This is a genomic window from Alicyclobacillus herbarius DSM 13609 (assembly GCF_000430585.1).
GTDB classification, from domain to species: domain Bacteria; phylum Bacillota; class Bacilli; order Alicyclobacillales; family Alicyclobacillaceae; genus Alicyclobacillus_G; species Alicyclobacillus_G herbarius.
Map to the genome: position 1 here is coordinate 1 of NZ_AUMH01000014.1, position 26,963 is coordinate 26,963.

Annotated in this window: 20 protein-coding genes, 1 pseudogene and 1 riboswitch; of the genes and pseudogenes, 9 read left to right on the forward strand and 12 right to left on the reverse strand. The window is 52.9% G+C overall.

The features are described from left to right. A pseudogene (locus H522_RS18910) lies at nucleotides 1-245 on the forward strand (IS110 family RNA-guided transposase); the annotation flags it as partial. 147 nt (nucleotides 246-392) lie between these two features. Here H522_RS18910 and H522_RS0110595 read toward each other — a convergent pair. The 5 genes from H522_RS0110595 to H522_RS0110615 all read right to left on the reverse strand — a co-directional run bounded on the left by H522_RS0110595 (nucleotide 393) and on the right by H522_RS0110615 (nucleotide 5,743). After that, entirely contained in the window at nucleotides 393-1,541 is a 1,149-nt protein-coding gene (locus H522_RS0110595; protein ID WP_026962290.1) for an ABC transporter ATP-binding protein, read from the reverse strand. 153 nt (nucleotides 1,542-1,694) lie between these two features. Then, nucleotides 1,695-1,844: riboswitch (cyclic di-AMP (ydaO/yuaA leader) on the reverse strand. A 177-nt stretch (nucleotides 1,845-2,021) separates the two neighbouring features. Further along, a complete protein-coding gene (locus H522_RS0110600) occupies nucleotides 2,022-2,489 on the reverse strand; it encodes a DUF420 domain-containing protein (RefSeq protein ID WP_026962291.1) in 468 nt (155 codons plus the stop codon). 231 nt (nucleotides 2,490-2,720) lie between these two features. Further along, on the reverse strand, nucleotides 2,721-3,140 hold the full coding sequence (locus H522_RS0110605) for a CoA-binding protein (RefSeq protein WP_026962292.1): 420 nt from the start codon (nucleotides 3,138-3,140) through the stop codon (nucleotides 2,721-2,723). Nucleotides 3,141-3,381: 241 nt separating this feature from the next. Then, nucleotides 3,382-5,193 carry an AMP-dependent synthetase/ligase gene (locus H522_RS18915; RefSeq protein WP_051344172.1) on the reverse strand — a complete coding sequence of 604 codons (1,812 nt, stop codon included), beginning with the start codon at nucleotides 5,191-5,193 and terminating at the stop codon, nucleotides 3,382-3,384. A 160-nt stretch (nucleotides 5,194-5,353) separates the two neighbouring features. Further along, entirely contained in the window at nucleotides 5,354-5,743 is a 390-nt protein-coding gene (locus H522_RS0110615; protein ID WP_026962293.1) for a DUF2512 family protein, read from the reverse strand. A gap of 183 nt (nucleotides 5,744-5,926) precedes the next feature. Between H522_RS0110615 and H522_RS0110620 the strand changes: the two genes are divergently transcribed. Then, nucleotides 5,927-6,481, forward strand: coding sequence for a spore coat protein (locus H522_RS0110620; RefSeq protein WP_026962294.1), 555 nt, complete (start codon nucleotides 5,927-5,929; stop codon nucleotides 6,479-6,481). Nucleotides 6,482-6,545: 64 nt separating this feature from the next. Here the strand turns inward: H522_RS0110620 and H522_RS0110625 are convergent, their stop codons facing one another. Beyond that, entirely contained in the window at nucleotides 6,546-6,818 is a 273-nt protein-coding gene (locus H522_RS0110625; RefSeq protein WP_026962295.1) for a hypothetical protein, read from the reverse strand. Nucleotides 6,819-6,999: 181 nt separating this feature from the next. On the opposite strand from H522_RS0110625, the gene H522_RS18920 reads away from it, so the two are divergent. After that, nucleotides 7,000-9,003, forward strand: a complete 2,004-nt coding sequence (locus tag H522_RS18920) for a putative bifunctional diguanylate cyclase/phosphodiesterase (RefSeq protein WP_051344173.1) — start codon at nucleotides 7,000-7,002, stop codon at nucleotides 9,001-9,003. A 61-nt stretch (nucleotides 9,004-9,064) separates the two neighbouring features. Here H522_RS18920 and H522_RS20565 read toward each other — a convergent pair whose 3' ends face one another. The 3 genes from H522_RS20565 to H522_RS0110645 all read right to left on the reverse strand — a co-directional run bounded on the left by H522_RS20565 (nucleotide 9,065) and on the right by H522_RS0110645 (nucleotide 13,013). Continuing rightward, entirely contained in the window at nucleotides 9,065-10,876 is a 1,812-nt protein-coding gene (locus H522_RS20565; protein WP_051344174.1) for a glycosyl hydrolase family 18 protein, read from the reverse strand. Between the two features lie 227 nt (nucleotides 10,877-11,103). Next, a complete protein-coding gene (locus H522_RS0110640; RefSeq protein ID WP_026962296.1) occupies nucleotides 11,104-12,342 on the reverse strand; it encodes a TPM domain-containing protein in 1,239 nt (412 codons plus the stop codon). Beyond that, complete coding sequence (locus H522_RS0110645) at nucleotides 12,339-13,013, reverse strand: PspA/IM30 family protein (protein WP_026962297.1); 675 nt, start codon at nucleotides 13,011-13,013, stop codon at nucleotides 12,339-12,341. The genes H522_RS0110640 and H522_RS0110645 overlap by 4 nt, the downstream gene beginning before the upstream one ends. A gap of 157 nt (nucleotides 13,014-13,170) precedes the next feature. Here H522_RS0110645 and H522_RS21075 point away from each other — a divergent pair, with 157 nt between their 5' ends. Continuing rightward, nucleotides 13,171-13,641 carry a thiol-disulfide oxidoreductase DCC family protein gene (locus H522_RS21075; protein WP_162143503.1) on the forward strand — a complete coding sequence of 157 codons (471 nt, stop codon included), beginning with the start codon at nucleotides 13,171-13,173 and terminating at the stop codon, nucleotides 13,639-13,641. A 516-nt stretch (nucleotides 13,642-14,157) separates the two neighbouring features. Here the strand turns inward: H522_RS21075 and H522_RS0110660 are convergent. Further along, on the reverse strand, nucleotides 14,158-15,273 hold the full coding sequence (locus H522_RS0110660) for a restriction endonuclease (RefSeq protein WP_026962299.1): 1,116 nt from the start codon (nucleotides 15,271-15,273) through the stop codon (nucleotides 14,158-14,160). 236 nt (nucleotides 15,274-15,509) lie between these two features. Here H522_RS0110660 and H522_RS22515 point away from each other — a divergent pair, with 236 nt between their 5' ends. The 4 genes from H522_RS22515 (at nucleotide 15,510) to H522_RS0110680 (ending at nucleotide 23,354) form a co-directional block, all read left to right on the forward strand. After that, nucleotides 15,510-16,403: a tyrosine-type recombinase/integrase gene (locus H522_RS22515; protein WP_051344175.1), complete on the forward strand. Its 894-nt coding sequence runs from the start codon at nucleotides 15,510-15,512 to the stop codon at nucleotides 16,401-16,403. 90 nt (nucleotides 16,404-16,493) lie between these two features. After that, the gene (locus H522_RS0110670; protein ID WP_026962300.1) at nucleotides 16,494-18,119 is read left to right on the forward strand and encodes a site-specific DNA-methyltransferase; all 1,626 of its coding nucleotides are present in this window, start codon (nucleotides 16,494-16,496) and stop codon (nucleotides 18,117-18,119) included. A 6-nt stretch (nucleotides 18,120-18,125) separates the two neighbouring features. Beyond that, on the forward strand, nucleotides 18,126-20,642 hold the full coding sequence (locus tag H522_RS0110675; protein ID WP_026962301.1) for a DEAD/DEAH box helicase: 2,517 nt from the start codon (nucleotides 18,126-18,128) through the stop codon (nucleotides 20,640-20,642). Between the two features lie 174 nt (nucleotides 20,643-20,816). Further along, nucleotides 20,817-23,354, forward strand: a complete 2,538-nt coding sequence (locus H522_RS0110680) for an AAA family ATPase (RefSeq protein WP_026962302.1) — start codon at nucleotides 20,817-20,819, stop codon at nucleotides 23,352-23,354. Between the two features lie 346 nt (nucleotides 23,355-23,700). On the opposite strand, the gene H522_RS20575 is transcribed toward H522_RS0110680, so the two are convergent. Further along, on the reverse strand, nucleotides 23,701-24,432 hold the full coding sequence (locus H522_RS20575; RefSeq protein WP_051344176.1) for a hypothetical protein: 732 nt from the start codon (nucleotides 24,430-24,432) through the stop codon (nucleotides 23,701-23,703). 1,143 nt (nucleotides 24,433-25,575) lie between these two features. On the opposite strand from H522_RS20575, the gene H522_RS0110695 reads away from it, so the two are divergent. Continuing rightward, nucleotides 25,576-25,881 carry a hypothetical protein gene (locus tag H522_RS0110695; RefSeq protein ID WP_026962304.1) on the forward strand — a complete coding sequence of 102 codons (306 nt, stop codon included), beginning with the start codon at nucleotides 25,576-25,578 and terminating at the stop codon, nucleotides 25,879-25,881. Nucleotides 25,882-26,517: 636 nt separating this feature from the next. On the opposite strand, the gene H522_RS0110700 is transcribed toward H522_RS0110695, so the two are convergent. After that, entirely contained in the window at nucleotides 26,518-26,955 is a 438-nt protein-coding gene (locus H522_RS0110700) for a hypothetical protein (protein WP_155836349.1), read from the reverse strand. Between the last annotated feature and the right edge of the window lie 8 nt (nucleotides 26,956-26,963).

Consider the following 26,963-nt stretch of genomic DNA (forward strand, 5'->3'; position numbering starts at 1 on the left):
AGTCCGAAGAGACGTCTCGAATGCGTACAGGTAACCGGTATCTGCGCTATTACCTGATTCAGGCTGCGGACAAAGTCCGAAAGTATGATTCTGAATACGCCGAGTTCTACCGAAAGAAGTACGGCGAAGCATTGAAGCACAAGCACAAAAGAGCACTCGTCCTGACCGCAAGAAAACTGGTACGCTTGGTGTTCACACTACTGACCACCAAACAGCTGTACACACCCCCGGAGAGGAGGAGGTAATTCCTTCCCCCAATTCAACCGGAATTTCCAGTTCTGAGGCCCACCTTATCGATGCGAAAATTCGGTGAACAGGCGGGTTTTATTCAAGTCATGTCTCTTTCCATAAATTTGTCGTCTTTTTCCAAAGTAATTTCCAATTCATCTCGATCACCCCCTTGACATATAACCGCTTGGCTCTTCATACGGATTCGCCATCGCGTTCAGAATGCTCGCCCGGGTGACGACGCCGAGGAGCCTGTTGTCCTTAGTCAGTACGGGGAGGAACCCCCGGCCCGTCTCCAACATGTGCTGAAAGACATCGCGAATTTGTGTCGTTTCCCGTACCAGAGGCAGGTCGGCACGCATGACGTCGCTTACACGTGCCGATTCGTTGCCATAGTTCTCGTAAATTTCTGGCGTCGAAACAACGCCAAGGAATTTGCCCTCGCGATCGGTCACAATCAGTCCGTCGACGCGGTGACGCCGCATCAGGTTGACGGCTTCCGCTAGTCCTCGGGTCGGCCGTACCGTCACGGCGTTGACCATCGCATCCTTGGCGGTTTGTAGCGCGGCCGACTGGCTGAACCGTTTTTCGCCGACGAATTCCCGGACAAAATCGTCCTTTGGGTGGCGCAACAGCTGTTCTGGGCTGGCCACCTGAACGAGACACCCGTCTTTCATAAGCACGATTTGGTCCGCGATTTTCAGGGCTTCGTCCATGTCGTGGGTGACAAAAACAATCGTCTTGTGTACCGTCTCCTGAAGTTTGACCAGCTCATCTTGGAGCTGCTCGCGGCTGATAGGGTCCAAAGCGCTGAAGGGCTCATCCATGAGAATCAGTTTCGGGTCCGCCGCCAGGGCTCTGGCTACCCCGATACGTTGCTGTTGGCCGCCGCTGAGTTCGCGCGGGTAACGGTGGCGGTATACGGACGGATCGAGCCCTATCAGGTCGAGCAGTTCCTCCGTTTTCTCCCGCATTCGATTGGCCGCCTTGCCTTTCAAGCGTGGCACCAGCGTAATGTTCTCCTCAATGGTCATATGCGGAAATAAGCCAATTTGTTGGATGACGTAGCCGATGTTGCGCCGAAGCTCAACCGGATTGAGCTTGGCGATGTCCTCCCCGCCAACTAACACCTGTCCCGCGGTCGGTTCAATGAGGCGATTAATCATTTTTAAGGTCGTGGTCTTGCCGCATCCCGATGGACCAATTAGTGTCGCGAGTTTGCCGCTCTCGATGGTGAGATTCAAATCCTTCACGGCATGATGCGATCCGTACGTCTTGCTGACGTTTACGAATTCAACGGCCGCTTGCGTCATGTCAGTCTCCTTTCACGACCCTAGCCTGGAACGAGGCACCGAATGGACAAACACCGCCAAAGCGGATTTCTTGGCCGAGCGGGAAGGAGGCAACGGATTCAATTGCAAAACGAGTATAGGATGTTCTGTGGATGAAGGTTGAAGAGATCATCCGCAATCCGTCGTATTCGCCTGCGAGGTTAGCTGACGGGTTCGGCGGTGACTCCGCCTATGGCTGGGTGCGGGCGCACCTACAGCCAATTCACCCCATAAAAACCTGGGTCCCCCGCTCCCGCACTTCGCGGGATTCGGCCCTTCCGATCCGAGACTGCCTATGGGTCAAATAAAATTAGAAATGGAAAATCAACGTGTGCGTGTATTATAACACACTTGGAAAGGGATTGCCTGTGCAATCTGCTTAGGTTATCGGCATCTGGCACAGGCGCGCCTTGACTGGAGCGAAACAGGTCAACCGTAAAAAGCGTCCAATCGTGTAGAAGGTCAATGGCCCGACCAGGCTCGCAGCACGTTGGTCGTTTCGCCAGGGGAAAAGATCACGTATAACAGCAAAAATACCACCAGCCCAGTGAAGGCGGTGATGAACCAGGTGCCCAGGGTCCAAGGTCCGATTTTCCGGTGCCGGCGGAACGAGCCGCGGTACGCAAAAATGAGCGTGATGACGCCGAGCACAGCCGCAACCGTGGCGAGGACGGAATGGATTTGCAAAAATACCTGATAGGGGGTTCGCCAGGCGGCCGGGCCGCCAAACGAGGTGTCGCCGACTACGAGGGTTTTCACGACGTAGCTGACGAAGAACAAGGCCGCGAGTACAGAACCGGTTAACATGAGGCGGCGGTGCAGGTTTTCGTAGCCGTGGCGAATCGCGCGCCAACCGAACGCCATAACCACCGCGCTGGAGAGAATGAAACCTTCATTTAACCAGGGAAGGATGTGACTGAGAAAGTTCATCGGACGTCGCCTCACCGTAATCCTGGATACCTACTCCCTCACATTTTACCAGAGGTGTTTTCAGGCCCGCCAGATTGGAACGGTAGGATAACAGAGCGGTAGCTGGAACGTTTTCGTTTTCGTCACATCTGGTGTGTCACATCGGTCGTGAACGGGGAGTAGCGGGAGAGGGCGGGAGTGACCGCGGCGGTGCCGTGAGCAACAAAGCACCACCGCAGGTTGGCGCGGCGCTCACATCGGGGCTCTACCCAACAGACGCCGATGCTCGCGGGCAAAGCATTTATCCGTGATGACCTGGATGCCCGCATTGGTTGCCCGTTGCTCCGCGTCCGGGTTGTGGATTCCAGGTTGCAGCCAGACGGTACGGACGCCCTTGCTGATGGCGTCGTCAATGACCTGGTTGAGGCGGTCGCTGCGGACAAAGACGTCGACGAGATCGACCGGTTCGGAGATGGCCGTCAGGGATGGCACGCTCTTGTGGCCGAGAACTTGATCGACGTTCGGATTGACCGGGATAATTTGGTAACCTTGGGATTGTTGATAGGAAGCCACTTCATAACTAGGGCGCATTGGGTTATCTGAAAGGCCCACGACGGCAATCGTGTGGACTGAGCTCATCACCTGGGTGAGGTCGGCATCACTTATCGACACACAGGTTCCCTCCCTTGGCGAAAACGCCGGTTTCTATCTCAGTATGGACGAAAACGTCCCCACCTACGCGCCACCGGTTGAACCCAGTTGCATGTTCAAACTCATTCTCAAAGTCCCGTCTCAAAGTCCCGTCTCAAAGTCCCGTCTCAAAGTCCCGTATCCGATACCCAAGCGCGCCTGAAGTCGAATCCTCGAATCCCACTACCCTAAGCGTACTTAACTACCCCAAACCGAGCACCGACTATTGCCCGAGGCTTTGGTTGGTTGGACGCGAAGAGTCAGCTGTGTCAAGACGGTCCGGCAGGTCTTCAAAGACAGGGATAAAGTTCCGTCCATTGTACATGGCTTCAATCTGGTCCCGATAACGCTCGGCAATGATTTGATTCCGCACCTTCAGAGTAGGGGTGAGGTGCCCGGATTCTATCGTAAACTCTTCGGGGAGAAGCACAAACCGTTTCGGCTGTTCAAAGCCAGCGAAGGGTTGCACAGCCTCATACACCTCTTTCCGAAACAGCGCGATAACCTCCGGGTGATGAATCCATTCCGTGGCCGGTCCAGAGATGCCTTTTTGCTGCAAGAAGGAAGACATGCTTGCAAAATCGGGCACAATCAGGGCGCTGACGTATTTGCGTTTGTCTCCAATCAACACCGCGTTGCCAATGTGGGGCGCCAGACACAGGGCGCTTTCAATCGGCAGGGGGGCCACATTCTTACCGGTTGCCAGCACGAGGATGTTTTTCTTACGGTCAATGATACGGATGTAGCCGTCCGCGTCGATTTCCGCGATATCCCCCGTGTGCAGCCACCCTTCCGCATCCACAGCTTTTTGGGTTTCCTCCGGCAGCCGATAGTACCCTTTCATGACGTTTGCGCCCTTCACGAGGAGTTCGCCGTCGTCGCCCAGTTTAACTTGTACACCGGGAATCGGACGGCCAACGGTGCCGGGACGTGGAGCCTCAATGGGATTGACGGAGACGACCGGGGAGGATTCGGTCATGCCATATCCTTCACAAACCGGAATGCCTGCCTGCATGTAGAATGAAGCGATTTCGGGGTTGAGCGCCGCCCCACCTGAAACAATTAGGCGCAGGCGTCCACCCAGCGCGGCGCGCATCTTGCGGAACACCAATCTGTCGACCAGTCGGTAGGTTGCTCCGTCCGTTTTTCCACGCCTCAGCACGTGCTGGACCATGCAGCGGATGGCCTTGGGGGCCAATTCCAGTTGCTCTTGAAATCGGGTGTATGCCTTTTCCAGGAGTCTCGGCACTGTGATGAGGACAGTGGGACGTACCTCCAGCAGGTTTTCCTGGATCTTATCAACACCCTCGGCATAAACAATGGTACATCCGCTGGCGAGAAAGACGAACTGCCCGACGGTGCGTTCAAAGATGTGGGACAGGGGCAGATACGACAGCCCCACGTCGTTCCCGGTTACCGATATCACCGTCAGGCTGGACAGTACGTTGCTGACCAGGTTCCCGTGCGAGAGCATAACGCCTTTCGGTTGGCCAGAGGTGCCCGAGGTATGTACGATGGTCGCAATCTGCTCATTAGGTATCTGTCCAATTTCCGGGATCGCGTCCGGGACAGGGGCATTGCCCAGATGTAAGACTTCGTCCCACGATAAGACCCGTTCATCCGTCGTTTCTAAGGGTCCATCCATCACAATAACCCGTTGCAACTGCGGCGGCCAGTTGTTCTCTAGTTTCGACACCTGCTGGTAGTTATCCACAATCAGCCAACGAACCTCCGCGTTTTCGAGGATGAAGCGAACCTGATGGCTGGGGAGGGTTGGGTAAATGGGGGTGACAATGGCACAAAGGCGCAAAATGGCAAGGTCGGAAATCGGCCATTCTGGACGGTTATTGGCGAGCAGTCCGACTTTATCATTTCGCCGGGTCCCGAGCTTGTGCAACCCGACTGCCAGACGCAGAGAAAGTTCCCAGACCTCCTGGTACGTCCACGACAGCCAATGTCCATCGCGCTTGCTGCGGAGACACTCGCGCTGCCCAAACCGTCGGGCGGACGCGCACATCATCTCCAGTAGGTTCATCGAACATCGACTTCCTTCGTGTGAATTCCGTTCGGAGCAGCAAAGTCGCCCATCCTAATGGTACGAACTGGCGGGGACGTCCTATGACCTTCTTAGTCTATGGGAATTCAGCATGAAATGCGCATTTCCTGCTGGATACATATCCCCTAGGTACAAACGGTCACGAACGGACGCCGCCCTGTTGGCGGTATCCAAGTGCGCGCAGCATCACTTCATGTAGACCAAATTCCAAGGGTCCGAGACAAAGGGCCAGGATGAACGCGGCTAACCAGCCGACGCGGTTGTATGGGTCCAGGTGGGCAATGGCCCAAATGATGACTGTCATGCCCACAAAGCCGAGGCACAAGGAAGGAAGGTTGCCCAGACGCGGGAGAATCACCACATCCGCGACGGTCCCAACAAGGGTTAAAACAATTACCGTATAAACGGCAAACCAGTCGTTGATGTAGAGGTTCGGCAGCAGTGTGTCAGCAATTAAGAAGATGCTGCCGTAGCCAAATAGCTTTATGACGGCGTTAAAGACGGTCCAACTGCGGAACGTGCTTAGCATCCGATTCCCCTCCTGGGTGTCAGCATTCCCGAAACCTCCCGGATTGATGGCACGGATAAGCCCAGGGTCAAGGGATGACACTACACGCGGATCCCCATCGACGCTCCGGCCGCGTATACCGCGACTGCGGGGGATCCAGGGTTTCCTGTATGAGAAAGGATGAAACAAGGGAGGGGATAGCGCATGCCGTTGCAAGGCCATGAGGCGTTTGACCTGAACGAACTACTGATGAGCTGCGTGAATAGCATTAACTGTATGGGTTTCTTTAAAAACCATGCGACCGACCCTCAGCTGAAACAGATGTTCGAGAAGCACATGGACGCGCATATTCAGGATTACAACATGAAGGTAGAATGGGCGTCCAAGGGACAAAGCAACCAAAAGTTACAGGTGCCCGCGATGCCGGCCAAGATGATGCAGACGACCATGCCCAAGCCACAACCGGTGACGCCCAATCCAGAGGCCACAAGTTTTGATGATCGCGCCATAGCCACTGCCTATCTGCTGACATTGAAACGAGCGGGACGAGAATATGCCTGGTCCACGTTTGAGGCCAGTGACCCGCAATTGCGGCAGTTTTTGGAGGACGCGTTTCGGATGAGTTCCCGCCACTCGTTTGAAGTCTCGCAGTGGATGACGCAAAAAGGGTACTACCCCACAGAACAGGCGAGCAGCACTTATCTGATGCAGCTCGCCCAGATGTACCAGCCCGTTCAAGCGATGGCTGGCGTGCACTGAGGGAATGTCAAACAGGGCTGTCCCGGCCTCCAGCTTATGCTGGGGGTGGGACGGCCCCTTATGCTTAGGGTCGCATTTTTTGTGCTCGCGCCTTGTTCAAATCCATTTCGGCTTCATAAAGACGCGTCTTGGCTTCCTCAGTGGCTTGCCATTGTTCCTTGTCCGTAGCCTGACTCACTGCATGCCATGCCTTTTGAATGGCCTGTTCAGCTTGCTGAATCATGACTTGACTGGAGTAGGACAGGGCTTGATCGACCGCGTTTCGCGCTTTATCGACCGAATCTTGGGCTTCGGCCAGCGGGCTTTGTGCCTGCAGGCTCGATTCTTCGTGCGTCAACCCAAAATGCCTCCTCTTTCGATGATGTTCTGTCGTAGTATGGGCGTAAGCGGCCATTTCCTTGCGAGTTATGTCCTCCTGCTTGGCGTTCAATGTGGATTGAATGGGTCCGCTAGCGTCTGATACTCTGATACATTGAATACAATTGACGTTTCAACGAGATAGAGGAGTGACACCGGACGTGGTCGAACTCGGACGGCGAGGATTGTGGGCAAGCGTAATGACGGCGGTAATCCTTCTTTTTCTTGCCTCAATTGGCCTCGAATTTAGTTGGGTTCAAGGTGCTCCGCGCATCCTTCACGCCGCTGTGGACGGAACATTCTACCTGCTTGTCGGGGGTTGTCTCGTCTTGTTGCGTGGCCGTCGACGCCGGAATCAAGCGCGTACGGAACAGCAGACCAAAGCCTTGGAGATGATTGCGCGTGGGAAATCGCTCGCGGAAGTGCTCGGCGAAATCATCGACGGGGTGGAGGCAAAAACGCCGTATTTCGTCGGTGTCTACCTGTTTCGTGAAGGCCCGGAGTCGCAGCTATATTGTGCGATGCACAGGAAACTACCCGAAGAAATTGTTACCGGGATTGAAGACTTTCGTCAGGTTGAGTCCCTGGCTGTCGATACGAATCGAGACTTGCAAGGCTTGCGGGTAACGTTGGTTGCCGGCACGATGCCATGGCAAGGGGTGGAGAGACTGCCAGGCGGTCGAACCCTGCGCGCGATTTGGTCGATTCCTTTGCACGCCGGCGACCAGGAGGCATTAGGGAGCTTCGCGGTATTTTCCACGACACGCAGGTATCCCAGCCGCCACGACGCGCGTCTGATTCGCGCTTTGGCGCATATCGCGAGCCTCGCGATTGAACGGGAAAAGCGCAATGAGGAGATCCGCCGTCTGGCCTACCATGATTCCTTGACCGGGCTGCCCAATCGGCGACTGTTCACGTTGCGCGCCAATTACGCGTTGGCCAGCACCGGTCCGGATCGTCATGCGGCGGTTATGGTCATGGATGTGGACAATTTTAAGTCGGTGAATGATACGTTTGGTCACGTGCCTGGGGATGCACTCATTCAAGCGGTCGCTTCGAGGCTAGATAAGGTGATACCTACAGATGCCACCTTGGCCCGCATTGGCGGCGATGAGTTTGCTCTGGTCATTCCGCGGGTCGGGAGCAGAGACCAGCTAAAACAGTTGGCAGAACAGGTGTTGGAACAGCTACGCCAACCCATCCGGATCGACACGTATGAACTGGCGACGACCATCAGTGTGGGGATTGCCATCTATCCGGAACACGGGATTGATTTGGACACCTTGTTCCGCAATGCGGATGCCGCTATGTACAGCGCGAAACGCAGTGGGCGCAACACCTATGAATTCTACGACCCGGGCATCAATGCGAACTTTTACGAGCGTCTCCTTATGGAAAGCCATATTTCCCGGGCTATGGAAAACCAGGAATTTACACTGGTTTATCAACCCAGGGTGCGCGGGAGGGACGGGCGCATTGTCGGGGTGGAAGCCTTATTGCGTTGGCAGCACCCAGAATTAGGGAACGTCCCGCCCAGCGAGTTTATCGCGATTGCGGAGGAGACGGGGTGGATTGTCCCGATTGGCGACTGGGTCCTGGAGAACGCCTGTCGGCAGGCACGCATATGGAAGGACCAGGGAATTCGGCCGGTGCGGATTGCAGTCAATGTGTCTGGACGTCAATTGTTACAAGACGATTTCGCGGCGAAGGTTCATGCCACGTTGTTGAGGCACCGCGTTCATCCAGCCTGGATTGAGCTGGAGATTACCGAATCTGCCCTGATTCGCCGCGTGACTCACGCCTTGGCCGCGTTGAATGAACTGCGCCAGTTGGGGATTATGATTACCATCGACGACTTTGGTACGGGCTACTCGTCGTTGACTCGCCTGGCCAGCCTGCCGTTGGACACGATTAAAATCGATAAGTTGTTCATCCGCGATATGGTCGGACACCCCGAGAAGATGGCCGTCACGACGGCCATCATTGCGTTGGGTCATACGTTAAATCTGAAAGTGGTGGCCGAGGGTGTGGAAACGATGGACCAGCAGGCCATCTTGGTGGAAGAAGGATGCGATGAAATGCAAGGGTTTCTATTCAGTCGCCCGATAGATGCGCGAGACGTTGAGTGGATGCTGCGTGAAACCATTTCTTTAGGAGGTGCCTAAAACGGCGCCAGGGTCAAATCGGCGGCGGGTGCCCGCCGCCGCGCTGTTCGCAGGGAGTGACTCACTTTGCCCAAGGGTTGACTGCATTCCAAAACCCTTGGTCTTCGAGCCCCGCCTTCCAAAAGGCGATGCCTGCGACCCCATACTTATCGGCTAAGGCCAGTTTCTGCTGAATGCTGGCTTGGTTTTCGTAATACACCTGGTGCGTATCGCCGGCGGCATCCCGGTAGGAAAACCACGGTACGGCATCCGTGCTGTCCCACGCCGGATGAACCTTGTATTGCGTAATCATCGCATCCACTTTCGGTAGCGACAGCGCTTTAACGCTCCCCTTCTTCGATGTATCCCAATCGTATCCATAAGCGCCAATTCCGAGAAGAATTTTATGCGTAGGGATTTTCCCGGTGGCGTATTGGAGCACTTGTTCATCCCAGTACAACGGCGCAATGGGACCCGGACCCGTGCCTGTCCAAGAAAAATCATAGGTCATAATCGGCACCCAGTCGGCCACTTGTCCGATGGCGCAATAATCGTACGCCTGGTTCCATGGTTCTGCCGCGTCCCCCGTGCGTGCCGGGACAGTTACTGACAGCTGTTTCCCGTGGGCATGCAAGGCCTGTTCGAGCTTCCGCAGAAACGCGGTGAAGTATGGGCCATCTGCAGCTGGAATGTTTTCAAAGTCGATGTCGATGCCGGTATCGCCTTCCTGTTCGGCCAGGTTGACGAGGCCCTGCAGCAGCCGGCTACTGGCGGCTGAGGAGGTCAGCACCTGATGCGCGAGTGAACCGCTAAAATCCCCGTTTGCGTCAAAATTCGCAACTGTGGCAAACACCGCAGTGCCATTGGCCCGGCTGGCACTCTGCAGTTGCGCCTCTACGCTCAAGGAGAGGTTGGTCTGGATGCTACCATCGGCCGAAAAGGAATAGTTGTCATTGGCAATGCGATTGATGGTGGACTGCCGTTCTGCATCGGTGAGCGAGGCGGTCGTATTCGCCCACGCCTGAATCACCTTGTAGCCGCCCGTCGTGCTACCCGAGGATGGTGGTGCGCTCGGATGGGTCGGTGTCTTCGGATCTACTGGCGTCAGTGGCTTCGTATCGGTAATCGGGATGGAAAATTTCTGCGCCAAGGCCTGGTTCAAAGCAGACCAGGTTCTCGGGCCCACAATCCCGTCGACCGTGAGTTTGTGCGCAGCCTGGAATCGTCGTACCGCGTCCAGGGTTCGGGGTCCGAACTGCCCATCGATGCTGCCCGCATTGTAGCCGGCGGCGTTCAGTTTTTGCTGCAGCAACACTACCGGATATCCGTCATTCCCGCGCTGCAGGGTGGGGTACTGGGATGAATTGGCCACGTCGGTCGTAATCGGTGGCGGGGTGGTCATGCGCCACGCATAGCCGTCCCAGGTGGACCCGATGCCAAGCCGTGTCAACAGTCGCTCCATGTAGACAATCGGCATAAAGGTCGTCCGTTCATGAGTAGCCGGATCGGGGAAGACAATGTTGTCGACTCGATAAATCAGGTGCCCATTCAGGCGGATGACCTTGTTGCCATGACTGGACGGAACATGGGTCAAATCAATCGGTAGATAGGAGGGGGCGGTCAGGCGCCAAGTCGTGCCGTCCCAGGTGCTGGTAATCCCAACCTGTTTCAACGCTTGCATCACATACTTGATAGCAACATAGGTGGTATTATTCTTGACGATTCCAAAAGGGTGATTGACCAGTTTGCCATCCACGTAGATCGCCTTTTTTTGCGGATGCCAGGATGCCGCTTCAGCCGTTTGGCCGGCGAGTTCCATCGAAACTGCAGTGGCGGAAAATAAAGAGAGAAGTGAGAGTCCAATCGCAGTCGTGGTCCGTTTCAGGGGAGACACTCCTCGTCCAGAGATTCAATCGGGATATGCTGTTGCAGTGCAAGGGGAGGGCACACAACACATTCATTTTCTCTGGAAGCATGGAGAATGACAAGCCTCACTATCTGGCAAACATATATGAAAAGTAGGAAACGCGTTTGTCAAGGGTCGAGCTGAACATCGGTCCATGTTGCCAGATAAAAAGATGGCACCATCGTTTTGATGGAGCCATCCAAACGCATTTGCCACTACCAGTCTGATCCGCCGCCGCTGTTGTCGCCTCCTCCTCCCCAATCCGATCCGCCGCCCCAGTCCGATCCGCCCGAGTCTGTGCCGCTGCTCCAGTCTCCGTAATTCCCGTTGCCGTTGTCAGTGGGGAACCCATCGCGTCGGCGTTCGTCGTCAAAGATGGTTTCCGCCAGTTCGAGGCCAATCATGGTTTCTAAGAACGAAGGTCCCGAGCGGTCGACAATCACTGTGGTCGGCTGGTCAGGTCGCCTCCAACCGGGAGAGGCGCCCACGTCATTCTCCTCTGGGCTGGACCAGTCGCCCCGCGCATAGCGTGGAGGGGGTAAAGGTTTGTCTGGGTCAATTCCGGTACCGTCGGGATTTCCGACCGTATTTGACGGTGAACGTCCCTGGACATACGCACCGAGCTTTTTCACTTCGGAAACAATCTGACGGACGTGAAACGGCTTTAAGTTCGGCCTAGAAAGTTGTCTCCGCAGTTCGTTGAGCTTCGGCAGCGTTTCCGCGATGCGTGCTCGTTCGGCGGTTAACCGCTCACGGGTTTCGCCTTCCGCAAACGGAAGCTCATCCTGCAGGCGGCGTTCTCGTTCGACGCAAAAACTGAGCACCGTCGTCAATTCCCGCTCAGCTGCGTCAATCTCTCGGCGCAGCTCGAACCTGCGCCGTCGTCGCGTGAGGACGACCAGCATGGCTACGATGGCCAAGAGAATCAAGATGGCCACCGCCATGTAGGGGAGCACAACCCGCGAGCGCGGCTCGAGTGCGCTCAAGGCGGACGCGGTCTTGGCCACGGCTTGGACGTAATGGCCAGAACGGGCATCTGGCACGAAGTACTTATCCGTCACGGAACGATACTTGTCCGCCGTATTGCCCCCTGGCTCTTGGGAGCGAATAAGATTGTCGAGAGGCGAACCCCGCTCTGTCACAATCTCCACGCGTCGGTCGCCTGGATCAATAGCGATTAAAACATCGTTTCCGCCCATGCCCCAGGCGTTAAACACCTGGTTCGCCAGCGCGTCGAAGTTATCGCTTCTGGGCACAGTCAAAACGTAAAAGTGGTAGGGGGAATCCTGGGCGAGTTCTCGTTCCAGGGTGGCCACCTGGGATTGGTTGAACAGGTGGGCCTCATCCGTCACGATTCCCGCCTTCCTAGGAATGTCCGGCGCCGCCCACGCCGTCTGTAGCCAGCAGAGAGCCGCCACGCAAGCAGACAAGATGGCGGCTAGACGGCGTTTCATTGGGCCTTCCCCAACTTCTGTTTGAGCTGCGCCAGTTCATCTTCGACCGCTTGCGACTGTTCGTTTTGCATCAGTTCGCGGAACGGATCTTCCTCTTGTTCGGAAAGGGAACGGGACGCTTCCGCCTCCGCTTCCATTCGGGTGACCGTCGCCTCCATGCGTTCCAGTCCCCGCAGGGCACGCCCATCGCCGAGTCCGCCCACGGTCTGATTGATCTTTTTCTGGGCCTTGGCCGCCTCTGCCCGGGCGACCAGCAGGTCGCGCTTTGATTTCATCTCCTCGAACTTTTCACGCATGTCGCGTAGCCGTTCATTTAAGCTGTCGGTGGCTGCCCGAGCCTGCTCCAACTGGGGTTTGAGCTCATCCGCCTGCTGCTGATATTTGTTCTTGTTGAGGAGCGCCTTTCGCGCCAAGTCGTCGTTCCCTTGCTGCACGGCTCGTTCAGCATAGGTCTGGTACTTTGCCACTTCGTCCAGCAGATTTTGATACTTCTTCTCCAGCGAGATCTTGGTGGCCGTCTGCAGGGAAACGGCACTGACCGCTTCCTCAATCTCGTCTTCCATGTCGCGTAAGTACTGGTCACACATCTTCACCGGGTCTTCGGCCCGGTCCAAGGCTGCGTGAATGTTGGCGAGTCCAATTTCCCGAATCCTTTGGAAAATACCTGCCATCATCAAGCCTCCTCAATTCAGTTGCGGAGCTGGGAAAACCAAGTACGATTCCATTATACCGAACCACGCGCCTGTAGGTGTGAAGTGCTTGTGGCAGTTTGAAAATACACGCAAAAGTCGAGTGATACAAGCAGGCACGGGGCGTTACAATAGGTTCATGAGAGCCAAACACCGCTTAGAGACCAAACACGATTCGCCCAGCTTAATCGTATTTTACGATGGGTGGTGCGGGCTATGCCGTCGCACCGTCGCTGTCACGAAGCGTTGGGACTGGCTTGGCCGCCTGGCGTTTTATGACCTGCGCAATCCGGAGGTTTGCCATCGCTTTGGCCTTGATGCCCGGCGTGCTGCCGTGGCTGTACACGCGTTTGAACCGACCGCCGGCCGGTGGTTTACGGGGGCGCGGGCGATGTTGGAATTGACGAAACGGGTGCCCGCGTACTGGCCGCTTGTCTGCATCCTCGCGGTTGGAATTCGTGTCGGGCTGGGCGAACGGGTATATCAGTGGGTGGCAGACCACCGCCGCATTTCGCCGGTTGGTCATTGTCAGGGGCAGGCATGCGCTAGGGGGCTTCCTACGGCAAATCTGTCTGAACAACACACGAAAAAAACAAGGCCACCGTTATAAAACCATAGTGACAGCGATGGGTTCAGTCTCTACAGAAAACTTAAGGATGCTGTCCTGTGGCGCTTACCTCCCATGGGGTAATTGTCAGAATTTAAACTAAGAATCCACTTCTCTTTCTGTGTTTTACACAGGAAGGGAAGTGGATTCGCTAGGGAAAGTGTTCTGATATTGACCACTTGTTTCCCGTTGTATCAAGGTCTGGTCGGAATGACAGGACTTGAACCTGCGACCTCACGGTCCCGAACCGTGCCAGAATTTGGAAAATCCTCTACCAACCTGAATTTCTGGGGCGTGTTGCCCTAAGACCATACGTCTCTCCTTCGCGTAAATTCAAGTGTAAAGGGCTCTTTTTAATGAGTCAAGTGTCCCGTGTTGATTCACAGTCAGATCAACACCGTTCCCCACCCTTGGATGCAGATCAAGCCCCATCCTCTTTCATCCCGTTGTCTACCACGACATCTCCGGTTCCACAGAGACCTTTTCTTCTGATGCGTTCCCTGGACTGGCTTTGGATGGTCAAGCAAATCGATGACCCAAGAGAGGTGTTTGTAGTCGCGCCCAGTATTGGTAGTCAATCGCGTTTGAACGCGTAGCCCCTATGTTGCGTTCCGTGACCCACTGAACGAGCAATCCGCGGTCTACAAGGGTTACGTCAGCGATCTTTTGGATACGTGTTGAGCGCTGACCATCGATCGAAATCTGGTATTGACCGTCTGCTGCGCTTTTGGTGAATCCCCCCAACGATACGTAGATCCCTCTCGCATCATTCTCGGCACACTGCAGTGCAAATTGATGAACGTCGCTCTTCCCCATTTTCGAGGCTCGCGCCTTGCATTGAACAATGTAACGACGCCGAGTGCCGGAGTCATCGATTTTGTACGAAACGAGGTCAATGCCGTTGTCTCCAGCCCCGTCTCTGGGCTGTATGTTCACATGTCCCATGGCGGCGAGTACGTCCCTGATGAGAAATTGTAGACACATCGGGTGAACCTTTTGTACCATGTTCGAAACATTTCGTACACTGCATGTGTCTTGCTGGTGGTGCAACTCCTCCAGTTCAGTTGCGCACTTTCGACGGATCTCTGCGAGTATTCCTTCGAGCCCTAACGCGGACATTTTGGATTTTACGCCAAGTGTACTCCCTATGAGGTCAAGGTCGGATTCCAGGTCTTCGACAAAGTCCAGTACCTCAAAGTGGTACGCGCGCCAGTCGACGTTCTGAGCATACAGCCGTTCTTTCAATCCAGGGAGCAAATAGGGCAACAGATGTGTCGCACGGATAACGAGTTTCAGCGCTGCTACCGGTCTGGCTTCTACCACTGGGTCGACGCCTACCCCACGCACGAACTCATCCGCCTTTTTGTTACTGTCGTCTGCGAGCGTTTCGAGGTTTACACGTTGACGCAATAACCTGTCGAAGGCAGCGGGTGGGAGCTCGTTGGAGGATATCGCGTGCTGTTTAAAATCGTACACCAACAGGGCAGCCTTGCTGATTAAACTCTTCTTCTGATTCCCGAGCACCGCCACTGAAAACCGTGGAAGGTCGACGGCCTTTTGGAATCCATTTACGGTGATTCTGTTACCAAGAATCTCGGCCAGTTGCTGCGTATCCAGTACACTCTTGAATTGCATTGTTCCGATCTCCCTCCGGCGTGATGTCCTGGAATTGGTGTTTCCAGAGTATGGGCATTTATTCATCGAAAGTGTATTACCCCTTGTTCGAGAAACTGGGGCGTGGCCGTGATATATGTCGTGGAATCCGTATTCTATGAAATCAAAAACTGCACTTGAGTAGAGATTTGTCGTATAATACGCTCTTACATACGCCTTTTAGATTTCGTATAATACGTCAGAGGTTGTGGGATTCAGTGACACACCTTGGGGAATTCAGACAATGGCTTGTTCATGAGGGCAAGAACGAAAAGACGATCGTAGCCTACGAGCAGTCAGTGCGCCTCCTGGTTTCATGGTGGGAACAACGCGAAGATGGACAATTCAATGCGGCTGATATCACCGCACTGGACCTTCACGAGTGGAGGACATATCTCCAGACGGTTAAAAAGTACTCAGCGTCTACCGTCAATCGCCATGTGGCGGGACTCAAGACCTACTGGGCGTTTCTAACGGAGAGTGGTTTTGTACCTTCAGACCCCACGCGGAAAGTACACATGAGGCGGCCCTCGATGCTCAGTGTCTCACCACGATGGCTCACACGTAAAGAACAGGCCCGTTTCCTTCACGAGTTGGAGAAGGAAAAAAGTCCACGTAGACGTAAACGTAACGTCGCAATTGTCCAATGTATGCTTCAGGCGGGGTGTCGAGTGGCTGAAGTGGTGACTTTGGACGTAGACGATGTTGATTTGAGGCGCAAAACGCTTACCATTCGACACGGCAAGCGGGGAAAGATGCGAGTTGTGCCGATGAACCGCGATTTGGCTGGAGCCTTAAGCGATTGGATTGAAGTGAGGAAGCAGATTGACACGCAGGACTCTGCGTTGTTCCTTTCTGAACGAAATCAACGTATTACGGTACGTGCACTACAACACATGGTAAGGAGCATTTTTCGAAGAATAGGGGTCGAGAATGGGTCATGCCAATCATTTCGGCATTCATTTTGTAAGAATTTGCTCGACAGCGGGCAACCATTGAACGTGGTTGCGCAACTTGCGGGTCATGAATCTGTAGAAACAACACTTCGATATCTACGCCCAAGTGAAAAGGACTTGTATCAAGCAGTCGAGAATATCAGTTCGATACGGTAACGCTGAAAACCGACTTATTGGTTATGATTTTCTTGTGTCGAATCAATGCGTACGTAAGTGCTGCTGTACATACGAGGGGAGTATTTTTACATGCCGACGCTTCAGTTTAAGGGAAAGTCATTCGTGCAAAATCATCACCTGACAGTGAAATACCATGAACTGATCCCTGTTCCCGAGAAAAGTCTGACGGACAAGGTACGTCTTGACGACAACCTAATCATACACGGTGATAATCTGATTGCCTTGAAAGCATTGCTGCCGATATACGCTGGGAAAGTGAAGTGCATCTACATCGATCCACCATATAACACAGGCACGGAACATTGGGTTTACAACGACAACGTGAACTCTCCTATGATACGCGACTGGCTCGGAAAGGTTGTCGATAGGGAAGACCTCACCCGCCACGACAAATGGCTCTGTATGATGATGCCGCGTCTCAAATTACTCCGCGAACTCCTAAGGGAGGATGGGGCAATTTTTGTCAGTTGCGACGACCACGAACAACACCGTCTCCGAATGATCATGGATGAAATTTTCGGTGAGGATAATTTCGTTGCCACAATTATTTGGCAGAAGAAATACGCCTCAGCGAATGATCATAAATCCATTGCTCCTATGCACGACTTCATTCTGGTTTATCAACGCTCTGCGTCCTTTCGACGAAATCTGCTGCCTCGGACAGAGAAGAAAGATAGGCAGTACCGATATGAAGATGAACGAGGTGTTTTTCGACTTAGCGACTACACCTGCAACAAAACCGCCGAGGAACGGCCAAACCTGTATTACCCTATTATCAACCCCAACACCGGCGAAGAAATTTGGCCAAGTCGAACAAGGGTTTGGGCCTACTCTAAAGAAGTTCATGAACAACATGTGGCCCAAGGGCTGATCTATTGGGGCAAAGATGGCCGTGCGAAAGTGCCAGCGTTCAAACGCTATAAAAACGAGTTGCGTGGTGGAGGTGGTATTGTTCCGAATACCTGGTGGACGTTTGAAATTGCCGGCCACACGGATGGAGCCAAAAAGGAAATTCGCAGTATCCTGGAAGAAGACGGACTTGACTTTATCACTCCAAAGCCGACTCGATTGATTGAGCGCATTCTTCAGATAGCAACTGATAAGGATTCCATCGTTCTCGATTCCTTTGCTGGTTCCGGTACGACAGCACACGCTGTTCTCGCGCTCAACAAGAAGGACGGCGGCAATCGCAAATTCATTCTCGTGGAGATGGAGGAATACGCAGATCGTATCACCGCCGAGCGGGTACGTCGCGTGATTCGGGGCGTCCCAGGTGCCAAGGACGAGGCACTGCGCGAAGGGCTTGGTGGCACTTTTTCGTATTTCGAACTCGGACAAGCCATCGATCCTGAGGGGCTGCTTACGGGAGAACATCTGCCGCCTTACAAGGAACTGGCCCGTTATATTTTCTATACGGCGACTGGTGAGGAGTTTCGTCCAGAGGCAGTAGATGAATCGCGCTGGTTCATCGGTGAGAGCCGAGAGTATGAGGTGTACCTCATTTACAAGCCGGACGTGGAAGCACTCAAATCCCTGGCTCTCACCTTAGAGTTTGTGCAGGGGCTTGGCACCCCTAAAAGCAAGAAGCGGCGGCTCGTGTTCGCACCGGCCCGGTTTCTTTCGGACAAGTACATGGAGGAGTACCAGATTGAGTACGCACAACTGCCTTATGAGATGTACCGCGCAAGGGGGTGACGCGGGATGATGGAACTCAAGGAGTACCAACAGCGGGCGCTCGCCACCATCGAGGCATATCTGAAGGAACTGCGCATCTGGCGGGAGAAGTCGCTTGCGCTTCCCGAGGACATGCGTGTTGCGTTTGACTTTCCGGCGCAGGTATGGAGTAAGGTCGTGGGTGGCGTGTACCATGGGAAGAAGACCGGCGCAGGTGAACCGCTGCCCAACTTCTGCATCAAGGTGCCGACCGGCGGCGGCAAGACGTATCTCGCAGTACATACCATTGACCGCATTCAGAGTATCTACCTCGAGCGGCAAACGGGCCTCGTACTTTGGATTGTGCCGACCAACCAGATTTACCGCCAGACCCTCTCTTACCTGAGAAACCGCACGCATCCCTACCGGCAGTTTCTCGATATCGCCACGGGTGGACGTGTGATGGTGATTGAAAAGACGGATCGCTTTACACCACAGGACGTACGGGAACGACTGGTCATCCTTCTACTCATGCTGCCGTCGGCCAACCGAAAGGACAAAGAGACGCTTAAGTTGTTCCAAGACGCCGGCGGCTTTGAGACCTTCTTCCCGGAGGAAGGGCACCGCGAGGAACACGAACGCTGGCTCCAACGCTGGCCAAATCTCGACTACTTTGGTTCGGAAGAAGAGTGGTACGGTCGGCAGATCAAGACCTCCCTTGGAAACGTACTGCGGATCCTGTCTCCTGTCATTATCCTTGATGAGGGGCAGAAGGCGTATAGCGCCAGTGCCCAAGAGACTATTCGCGGTTTTAATCCCTCGATTGTCGTAGAACTTTCGGCCACACCACCCGCAGAGAGCAATGTGCTGGTCAACATCCGCGGACGCGAACTCGACAAGGAAGAGATGATCAAACTCGATCTTCACGTCACAAATCGCGCCAGTACAAACTGGAAGGATACCCTGGCGGAAAGCGTGGCATGGCGCGACGCGCTGGAAGAAGAAGCAATCCGCTACGAGTCTAAAACGGGAGTCTACATTCGTCCGATCTGCCTAATTCAGGTGGAACGTACCGGAAAGGACCAGGTGGAGGCCGGTTACATCCACGCACAGCATGTGAAGGAAGAGTTGATGCAGGTCCACAACGTTCCGGAGGAACAGATCGCCATTAAGTCGAGCGAAAAGGACGATATTGAGGGCATTGACCTTCTATCTCGCGACTGCCCAATTCGCTACATCATAACTAAACAAGCGCTTCAGGAGGGTTGGGACTGTTCGTTTGCGTACGTACTGACCATTCTCACCAACCCATCATCCAAAACAGGTCTTACGCAACTGGTAGGTCGGATTTTAAGACAGCCCTATGCAAAGAAAACGGGCGTCAAGGCCCTCGACGAGAGTTACGTGTTTTGCTTCCATCGTAAGGCGGCGGAACTGTCGAAGGATATCAAGGCTGGATTGGAAGGCGAGGGTCTTGGCGATTTGGTGCACAGCGTTTCGGTGTCTGATAGTATGCCTACAGCAAATCACCAGAAGACACGGACCGTGGGCGTACGAGAGAAGTTCAAACGCTTCGAGGGGAAGGTATACCTACCAAAGTTCTTCATCGAAGAGGATGGCCGTCACGAGGAGATCAGTTACGAGATGGATCTAGTACGGCGTATTCGCTGGAGCGATCTTACGCTGAATCGCATACGCACACTCACCCTAAAGCAGAACCAGGTGGCTGACTGGGAGGAATCGTTCGGATACGGAGACGAGGGGGAATCCGTTACCGAGAAGGAAGCAGTCTTTTATGCAGCACAGGCATCTGTCAATCCGCTCTTTCTTACACGGCGTATCGAGGATTTAGTACCAAACCCGTGGGTAGCACGAGAGATTGTTGAAAGGGCGCTGTCGATTTTGCGGGAGCGGTACACAGAGGACGTGATTGCTGCAAATCAGGTGCTCATCGCAACTGAACTCGAGAAGGCCGTGGAGGCGGAGCGAGACGAACTGTGCGAAACGATTTTCCGAGAACTTGTCCGGCAGGGCCGGCTACGCCTGATCCTGATGGCCGGCAAAGCATATCAGGTGCCGAGCCGGATTGAGATTCCGCAGATGGCTTCGCCGCTCGTCCACCATACCGGTAAGCCAGTGCAACTGAGTTTGTTTGATGATCCGGTACCAGAAGAATGGTTCAATGAAACCTTGGAAGCACCGGTAGCCTTATGTCTTGACAAGCAGGAAAAACTTCTATTTTGGTATCGTAACCTCGTTGGACGGGACTACTATTACGTACAAGGATGGCGTAAGAATCGGGTCTGGCCCGATTTTGTGGCTACCAAGAGGTCGGAATCAGATACCGAGGAGTATGACACTATTTACGTTCTCGAGACAAAGGGGGATCAACTAGCAGGGAACCTAGACACGAATTACAAGCGTAGACTGTTTGATGTCTGCAACGAACTCGCAAAGAAGATGTCGTGGAGCGAATTGGGACTCGAGTTTCCTGAGCGAAAGGTACAATTCCAGGTCATACAGGAGAACGAGTGGCAACGAGTACTCAATGAGTTATTCGCGTGAGAGCGCGTGGTGCCACGGGTTCGTCCAAGGATGAAGGTGTTTTTGATAACGAATACGTAAGGAAGTTATTGTTCGTTTACCCAAAGTGGTTCTGGGAACATTGTTGATCTTGTAAAACTCGAAGCGTGCTCGAAAGACAAAACGATTAGTAGGCGTTTTGGAGGAATCGTACCGATGAATGCGATTGATTACATCCGACAGTCAGCCATCTTCGACGATTCTCCATGGATAAAGCGTCTGGTGGCTAAAGTGTTAGAGGATGAATCAATTGAAGGAGCCATCGAAGAGATCCTATCAGGAACTTCGACATATGAATCGGCAGCCGCAAGAGAAAGTGTTGTCGAACAACAATCTGTAGGTGTGCCAGCCAAAGTACACGTTGATCGCATCGTGTCGATAGATCACATTAGCAACATCGGTCTGGTCGACGTTCAGAATCGCATTATGTGTAACGAAGGGTTAAATATTTTTTACGGCAAAAACGGGGCCGGAAAAAGTTCAGTATATGCTGCTCTCTGTAGAGTGCTGGGAAAAAAGGATAAGAAAGTAATTCCTAATCTCTACAATGATTCCAACGAATCTTCAGTACAGATTACTTACTTGGACGAGTCCGGGGTAGAGCACACGTTAACTTGGCAGATGGGCTCAGAAGAAAACCCTGAGACAGATGTAATGGTGTTCGATACCAGCATAGCAAATGTTTTGGTTGAGCAAGATCAGGTCAACGATTTTAACCTTGCTCATTTGAAAGTTGAATACTTCACTTACATACAAAATTTGCTTGAGGGACTGGAACTTAGATTGGAAAGCAGCCTTAGTCATCATAAATCGGTGATGTCTTCGTATGAAACACGCTTGGCCGAGAAGGTACCGTTTGTACTAACGAAAGAAGGCTTGACACGGGAATGGGTATTACAACATGACTTCTCCGAGAGTGACCGCGTGGAACTGGAGAGAATTACCCAGAAACTTGCTCGTTTACGAGTTTCTCCATCAGTCGAGACGGTAAAAAATCTTGAAAATGCGAAACTCGCGGTACAACGGATTCTTGGTTTGTTTGGATCATTTACTGAAAACGGTGAGTGGATACCAACATATAATCAGGATTATGTAGCCGAATTGAATCGGCTAATAGAAGACTTTCTCATAGCGAAATCGCTGTTCGAGGCCAAAGGGAATACTGTTGCAATAATTCCCGAAGGGTGGATTAAGAGTGAGACGTGGAGGGCTTTCATTACCGCTAGTATCAACTTTGTGAATTCCCTGGGAGATAAGCAAGAGGAATTTACACAAAAGACATGTGTCTATTGCTTACAGCCTTTGCAAACTGAACGGTCAAAGCAGTTGATGATCCAATACCGGGCATTGCTACAAGAGCATGGAGACAAGGTCAAAAGTTTAGAGCGTCAACTTCAGCAGTATGTCAATTCATTAGGAAAAGTAAGAGAGGCCCTTCGAGACTGTTATACGACCATAACAATTATTGAATCAGCGTTTGATCATATTGGCCGTTCAGGTGAGACATGTATTGAAAGTGACGAAGTGGAGTACGCACTTAAAAGTATCCAATCTTCCCTCGAAGAACGTATCCCCATTAAAGAAGATGTTCTGAAGAATATTGATTCTTTTTGTCAATATTACAAAGACGTTTTGCAACAGGTGGAACATGTTTTATCGAAACTCGCAGAAGGTGAGCAGGAACGGAAGCGCCAAGAAGAGGAACTTCAAGCCTTGGCTCAGCCGCTACAGCAGCGTTTCGATCTATATGAAGCGAAGTCCGATGTTTTGGGCTATATAGACGCACGCGAATCGGTATCGCGGATTTCTCAAATGTTGTCGGATATTTCAAGGGTTAAACGAGCGGTTTCCAATCTGAAGACCAAATTCACCAACGAAGAAGTGATACAAACGTTTGAAGTTCTCCTGAAAAATGAGTATCGAAAACTTGGCTTTGAACCTCCAACCATTTGGAGGTTGCGGTCAAGTACAACGCGGGGTGTGACGAAACGTGTTTATAGCCTTAATGACCGTAAACTATCACAGATTTTCAGTGAAGGTGAGCGCAAGATTCATGCTTTAGCAGATTTCTTTGCGGAATGCCAACTAAACAAATTCAAAGGCGTGTATATATTTGATGACCCAGTAAACAGCCTGGATGAAGAGAGAATGGAATACGTTGCCCGACGAATCGCAGAGTTAGTTGAGCAGGGGAATCAAGTCTTCGTTTTTACGCATAACCTAGTATTCCTAAACTTGCTTATCGGTACCGACGATCATAAGGTCAACAACATTACTCGTATTAACCGCCAAGTCGTCATCGATTCAGATGTCAAATTGGGCGATAAAAATGTAATGAAAAAGAAACTCGATGAAATAGAGCGAAGGATGAAGATTCTCTCTCAACGCAACGAAGGAGATATTTCAGAATGGGAACTCCGAAATATTTACGATTTAATGAGTGGATACATTGAAGACTACGTCGAAATTATCTTGCTCAAAAACATCATCAATCGCTATCGGCCCAACATAAGGATGCATACGCTAGGAAGCCTCGAGTCAATCGATACATCTGCGATAAAAGGTATCTTGGATTTGTATAACCAAACAAGTAGAAAGGGGTCTCGTCATTCCCAACCTATTGGAGCCCCTGTACCAACATATGCTGAACTTGTGCAACATGTGGCTGTGTTAAAGTCGCAGTATCATTACTGAATTGAATCAAAGCCGGGATACCATTAGATGTAATGGGAATTCAAGGTCTACGTATGCTATATACGATTGGACGTACGCCAAATCATTATTTTGCGCATTTTTTCTTGGGCAATGTATTCCTTCCGCATGAGGACGTGTTGGGTCGGCTCTTGATGGGGCTGGGTGACAACGACCCTACATTGAAAGCGTGCCAACCCGGTCAAATAGTCGGCGGACGCGAAGGGTGTCGTATTTCGCATGAAAATTGTCGTTTTACGGTTCTCCCGAGTCTCGATTCCGAGGCGCCAGTGATCTAAGTTTCAGACATTCCGCCGTTCGAGACGCAAACCACCCTTGAGGGATCATCTTATTGCTTTGGTTGGCCGATGAACTTTTGGTACTCGGCTTCGTTCATACCGAGCACCTCTAGTACCGTGGTGGAAACACTATCAACCTGCGGTTGAGAGTGATACACCGGGATGATGCCTGCCTCCACCGCCTTCTTTACAGGTACGAATTCTGCAACGATAGTCGCATCGGGAGGGATATCGGTTGCTGAAATGGGGGGCCAATCCCGTCCTGCTGCCCCCTGTTTCAAAAATACCGTTCCCTGAAGCGTAATAAACAGCGTGGCGTGGTTTAGTTCCTGTGGATGGGTGTCCGTCCACTTTTCGTTCTTGTAAAGATAGGGTGTCCACTTGGACGGAATCTGCCAGTGCTCATAGTCGTATTGCTGACCATACACCCCTTGATTGATCGCCAGATTCGGATTGTACAATGTCACCCATTGCTCTTGTTTCATCAGCGCATCGGTTAAAACCCAATTCGCGTCTGGCCATGGGCTGGCAGCCGTGGATTCCTGTGGCTTGTTAGTCGATATCGTGTTCCCTGATGTGGTGTTATCCGACGTAGTGTTATTCGATTCCGCGTAAGCGTTATTTGCTACCGCGTTTCCCTCAGTAGAGATATTGGCGGGCACAGAACCACTAGAAGCATTCGGGGAGACCGCGACATGATTTGGGCTGCAGCCAAATAGAGAGAGAAGCCCAAATAGATTGAGAATACCGACGTCGGCAAGTGCATACATTCTACGCCGCACGGCGATGCCCCTTTCGCAGTCTTGGCCGGATTTGAATAATCTGGCTGATGCTACTCGGCGTCATTATCACATTCTTGGATGATCACGTCAACCATTGGCTCCTCACGTCAACTGGGGGGTTCGTGGCGTGTTCCCAGGGTGTGTACCCATGGCGTGTCCCCATGGGGGGATATTCCTCACGAGGGGGATGTCTCTCACGAGGGAGATGTTCCTCGGGGGGAATGTCCCTCAGAAGGGGAGCAAGTATCGCCGAGGGAGTAGCGCCACAGGAGGGCCGCCTACGGGAACGCTGCCTACGGGGACGCTGCCGACGGGAAAGGCCTCCTACGGGGAAGGCTGCTGTTGGAGTATCGACACCGCTGACGCGAAGTTCCTAGCAACGTGACTACCCGCGTCCGGAGAAGGGGTTCTGGGGACTATGTGGAAAGGGGGCACGAGGCATCCTACGAGGCATCGCACCTTGGGGGCCCCTTCCCCCTCGTTTTTCTACCAAGGCGGAGAGGCGGGCAGTGCGGTGTGTGGCGGTCCAGTGTACAAAAAACGGGGGCTTTGTACAACGTCGGTACAAAACTTTCGAAGGGCTGAGACTCCCGAAAACCCTTGTGCCACAAGGGAATCCGGGCTCCCGTACAAAAGTACAAGACCTTCGTCAACTCCTTAGGGGGACCATCACCTCCTCTTGTAGCAATAAACAAGAGGGGAGGAGCCCTGAAAAACGTTGTACTTTTGTACGCCACCCAACTTCCCGCACGGGGCGCGGGTTTTCGGGTTGTGGTAGGCAATAAAACCTTGTACAACCAATGTACAAGTATTGTACGCAAGGCTTGGGGTGTCATCACCAGGATGAAACTCGCAGCCTATGGCCAAACCAGGACCCGCTATTCCCCTGGAAGTTCCCATGATTGCCTTATATACTTGGGATTGTCGGTTGTTCAAACGTTTGAAGATGTGCGCTGCCCCGCTTGTATGGGATTGTGGTGGTTTGCGGGGATGGACAACGTCTCGACGACGACCTCAACTTTGACGAACTTGTTGTTGGGCCCGCTACCATCGATCGGCTTGTCTTGAATTATGTTAAAAAATTCCGATATTGTTGAATTGGATCGACTGAGTGCTTTAGCCGAGAGAAGGAAGGTGTTCTGAATGGCAACTGTCGTGTTTTGTCCGGTGTGTTGCGGTGAGTATCTGCTCGGAGAGGTATTTAACCCGGGACAAGTACCTCAAGATATCCCGTCAGATGAGTTGATGGTCTGTCCCGAGGCAACGATTGTCTGCGATGCAGGTAAGGGAACAGTCGACCGTCGCAGTGTCGTGGTGCGATTACCTAAAGTGGGTAAGGCAGCGGTGGATGATTTGTCGGGGGTTGGGCAGGTTGCGCTCATCTGCAGGGAATGTTACGCAATCGAACCGGTCGATGAGCGCATTGTTCATGTTGTTGACAACGTATGATGGGTGCGGATGATAGGTTCGGAGGGAATTTGACCGGCCTATCCCTCCCTTATGGTTACCTCTGAACGCGCCTTGCAGTGTTTACATTTCATTTGCGTTCGTGCCTTCGCATTTACGGTTTGCAAACGTACACAAAGGTCCCGTTACCCTTGGTAATGCTGTCTTGCGTCCCTTCAAAATGGGTCAGGTACTTTACAAGCGTTGAGGTACACGTGTTCGTCTACGACTACGACTACGTCTACGTAGACACGGCGCTGTGAGGACCGGATCAGGGGACTGCGGACATAGGGCTTCGCGTGATGGCGCCAGTGGTTAGATTTCCGGTTTCTTCGTGGCAGCCCCTGGTGCTTTGAATCGCTGATGGCGTGAAACTTCAGTCAGACGACGCGGTCTTGCTGGTGGAATAGGCTCCCCAACATGCACCCTGCCCCAACGAATGACCGTTCCGTCCGGAAGGTGCAGGGTCTTTTGCGCAATGGTGCCCGGCAAGCCCAGGACTCTTCTTACAAAGCACATCAAATTGCTCACCAGAGTCATCACTCCCCGCGCTCTGGTCATTGCCGTAATTTGGCGGCATACAGCATGCAGTTGATAACACATCGAAGGTGACCTAGGAATCTTTGTCGGTCTTGGTGTTTATCGTCTCGTCGAATCTCCGAACATGGCGCGCAGGGCAACTTCTGTAAACTCGGATTCGTACTTTTGGATCAATTGCCGCGTATACGATGGGCGATTGCGCTTTTCCTCAATTTTACGCAGGACTTGTGGAAGCATCTCATTCACTGTCACGTTGTCACTTGTTTTTCTGGAATCGGTCACGGCTACGTCAACAAGACGCATCAAGATGTCCTGAATGTCGTCCATCGTCTCTCCGCTTATCCTTTGTAGCAGCCGCGCAAAAACACTCGTGATGAGTTCTGGGCACTCACTGTCACGGATGCATTCGGCGAGCCGGGGAATCGATGAACGCACTACTTCAAGATCGTCGTCGCCAAGTGCATGCACGTTGATCACCTCGCTCGATGGATGAATCTCCGTTTTGGAGTCCCGCGATCCAACATGGCTCAGCGCCATGATCGCGA

Coding starts and splice junctions, on each gene's coding strand:
- H522_RS0110615 (WP_026962293.1), bottom strand. CDS start 5,743: ATGCTAAGCACGTTCCGCAGTTGGACCGTCTTTAACGCCGTCATAAAG.
- H522_RS0110695 (WP_026962304.1), top strand. CDS start 25,576: ATGGCAACTGTCGTGTTTTGTCCGGTGTGTTGCGGTGAGTATCTGCTC.
- H522_RS0110675 (WP_026962301.1), top strand. CDS start 18,126: ATGATGGAACTCAAGGAGTACCAACAGCGGGCGCTCGCCACCATCGAG.
- H522_RS0110670 (WP_026962300.1), top strand. CDS start 16,494: ATGCCGACGCTTCAGTTTAAGGGAAAGTCATTCGTGCAAAATCATCAC.
- H522_RS0110600 (WP_026962291.1), bottom strand. CDS start 2,489: ATGAACTTTCTCAGTCACATCCTTCCCTGGTTAAATGAAGGTTTCATT.
- H522_RS0110620 (WP_026962294.1), top strand. CDS start 5,927: ATGCCGTTGCAAGGCCATGAGGCGTTTGACCTGAACGAACTACTGATG.
- H522_RS0110640 (WP_026962296.1), bottom strand. CDS start 12,342: ATGAAACGCCGTCTAGCCGCCATCTTGTCTGCTTGCGTGGCGGCTCTC.
- H522_RS0110680 (WP_026962302.1), top strand. CDS start 20,817: ATGAATGCGATTGATTACATCCGACAGTCAGCCATCTTCGACGATTCT.
- H522_RS0110700 (WP_155836349.1), bottom strand. CDS start 26,955: ATGGCGCTGAGCCATGTTGGATCGCGGGACTCCAAAACGGAGATTCAT.
- H522_RS0110595 (WP_026962290.1), bottom strand. CDS start 1,541: ATGACGCAAGCGGCCGTTGAATTCGTAAACGTCAGCAAGACGTACGGA.
- H522_RS0110660 (WP_026962299.1), bottom strand. CDS start 15,273: ATGCAATTCAAGAGTGTACTGGATACGCAGCAACTGGCCGAGATTCTT.
- H522_RS0110645 (WP_026962297.1), bottom strand. CDS start 13,013: ATGGCAGGTATTTTCCAAAGGATTCGGGAAATTGGACTCGCCAACATT.
- H522_RS18915 (WP_051344172.1), bottom strand. CDS start 5,193: ATGAACCTACTGGAGATGATGTGCGCGTCCGCCCGACGGTTTGGGCAG.
- H522_RS21075 (WP_162143503.1), top strand. CDS start 13,171: ATGAGAGCCAAACACCGCTTAGAGACCAAACACGATTCGCCCAGCTTA.